This is a genomic window from Mesorhizobium sp. M1406, from assembly GCF_040317555.1.
Lineage (GTDB): Bacteria > Pseudomonadota > Alphaproteobacteria > Rhizobiales > Rhizobiaceae > Mesorhizobium.
In genome coordinates this window covers 1-1965 of sequence record NZ_JAMYKW010000148.1, presented here as the reverse complement: position 1 = coordinate 1965, position 1965 = coordinate 1, and the positions used below count along the sequence as shown (strand labels likewise).

Genomic DNA, 1965 nt, shown 5'->3' with positions numbered 1-1965 from the left:
CCGCTCGCTCGCTACAGCGCTATCGAGAGCGCGCTCGCGAGCGGCTTCGCTACCGCCGAGCTACACCACCTGTGGGGACGCGACCAAATCCTGCAGGTTCACGTCCGTAGTTTGGTGCCGCTAAGCAGGGCTCCGACATCAGGTACATGGCCGGCGCGGCCCATCGCGCAATCAACGTCCGAGTCCGAATAGCCCGCATCCAATCTTGCGAGGCCGGATAATTGCCGGTTGACATGCAGGTATTTACCTGCATATTATAGGCTCACCACAGAGTGAGGCCGATGGACGCCGACAAGGTTTTCAAAGCGCTGGGCGACCCGACACGCAGAAGGCTGCTTGACCTTCTGTGTGAGCAGAACGGGCAGACGCTCGGTCAGCTTTGCGAACACCTGGACATGGCAAGACAATCCGCCACCCAGCACCTCGACCTGCTGGAGGCGGCCAATCTGGTGAGCACGGTCAAGCGCGGCCGCGAAAAGCTGCATTTCATCAACCCCGTGCCGCTGCACGAAGTCTACGAGCGCTGGGTGCGGAAATTCGAACGGCAGCGGCTCAGCCTGCTGCACGACCTGAAGCAAGAACTCGAAGGAGACCACCAATGACCAGGGAAACGACCAGCTTTGTCTACGTGACCTATATCCGTTCGACGCCGCAGAAGGTGTTCGAGGCCATAATCAAGCCCGAGATCGCAAGGCGCTACTGGGGACACGAGAATGTCTCCGATTGGAAGGCGGGTTCGAAATGGGAACATATCCGCGCCAATGACGAACGGACCGTCGAACTCGTCGGCAATGTCGTCGAGATTTCGCCGCCGACCCGCCTCGTCATCACCTGGGCGAACGCCTCGCAGGCCGACGATCCGTCGAAGTATAGCCGGGTGACGTTCGCCATCGAGGAATACGACACCATGGTGCGGCTGACCGTCAGCCATGACGAACTCGAAGCCGGCAGCGGCATGGCGAAAGGCGTCAGCCAGGGCTGGCCGGCGGTGCTGTCCAGCCTGAAATCCTTCCTGGAAACCGGCAGCGGCATCGACATTTTCGCCAAGCCGAAATCGGCCTGATCGCAGCGGGAGAATCACAATGACCAAGCGCTATACCGGCGGCTGTGCTTGCGGCGCGATCCGTTACGAAACAAGCGACGAGCCCATCTTCCAGAACCACTGCCAATGCAACGATTGCCAGAAGCGCAGCGGCACGGGCCACGGATCCTATCTGACCTTCGGCCAGCGAGCCGATATGGCAATCACCGGCGAGGTGAGTACCTGGCGCCTGGCGAGCGCCAGCGGCAATGAAAAGATCCACGCCTTCTGTCCAACCTGCGGAACGCCGGTCTTTCTGATATCCGTCGCCATGCCGGAGCTGATAGCGGTCCACGCGGCCAGCCTTGACGATCCTGGCCAGTTCGATCCGCAGGTGGTCACCTACACGGTCCACGGCCTCGCCTGGGACAAGATGGACCCGTCCTTGCAGGGGGTCGAGCGAATGCCCTAAGGGGTAAACTCGCTGGAAGTCCTGGACCTCCAGAGGTACGCTGTAGGCGCTCACAGGGACGCGATTATATGGTCGGAGATCGTCGGCAGTCACCAATCATCAAGGCCCTCTTGATCTCACAGGTGGCCGTTGGCGCCGCATTCGTTGGCTTTTTGGTTATGGGACGGAAAAGCCACCATCCCCAAACATGGCGGTGGCGTGCAAGTCCTTGACCGGGTCCAAGACCCGTACCTCTACTGGTTTCTACTGATCGCAATTTCGTGCGCTCTCGTCGCTCTCCCGCTTCGGTATCTCTATCAAGGTGCCCCAAAGCGCTAGGCGCTGCGGGAGAAGCGTCAAGGCACGCGCCTGCGCCTGCAACGCTGCCAGGCAAAGGCACGATGAGCGCTAGAGCGGGATGAAATTACGGTGAGTCGATAAGGGATTCCCAAATCGATTGGAATTTGATTCAACCTTCTGGCTGGAGCTGGAG

3 protein-coding genes are annotated in these 1965 nt (G+C 60.1%); all 3 read left to right on the top strand.

All coding sequences use genetic code 11. The annotated features are described in order from the left end of the window. The first annotated feature begins 281 nt into the window (after nucleotides 1-281). Genes NKH03_RS34615 through NKH03_RS34605 form a run of 3 tightly spaced genes read left to right on the top strand, consistent with a single transcriptional unit; the run spans nucleotide 282 to nucleotide 1493 of the window. A complete protein-coding gene (locus NKH03_RS34615) occupies nucleotides 282-602 on the top strand; it encodes an ArsR/SmtB family transcription factor (protein WP_352973323.1) in 321 nt (106 codons plus the stop codon). Continuing rightward, nucleotides 599-1063 carry an SRPBCC family protein gene (locus tag NKH03_RS34610; protein WP_352973321.1) on the top strand — a complete coding sequence of 155 codons (465 nt, stop codon included), beginning with the start codon at nucleotides 599-601 and terminating at the stop codon, nucleotides 1061-1063. The genes NKH03_RS34615 and NKH03_RS34610 overlap by 4 nt, the downstream gene beginning before the upstream one ends. A gap of 19 nt (nucleotides 1064-1082) precedes the next feature. Further along, nucleotides 1083-1493: a GFA family protein gene (locus NKH03_RS34605; RefSeq protein ID WP_352973319.1), complete on the top strand. Its 411-nt coding sequence runs from the start codon at nucleotides 1083-1085 to the stop codon at nucleotides 1491-1493. The last annotated feature ends 472 nt before the right edge of the window (nucleotides 1494-1965 follow it).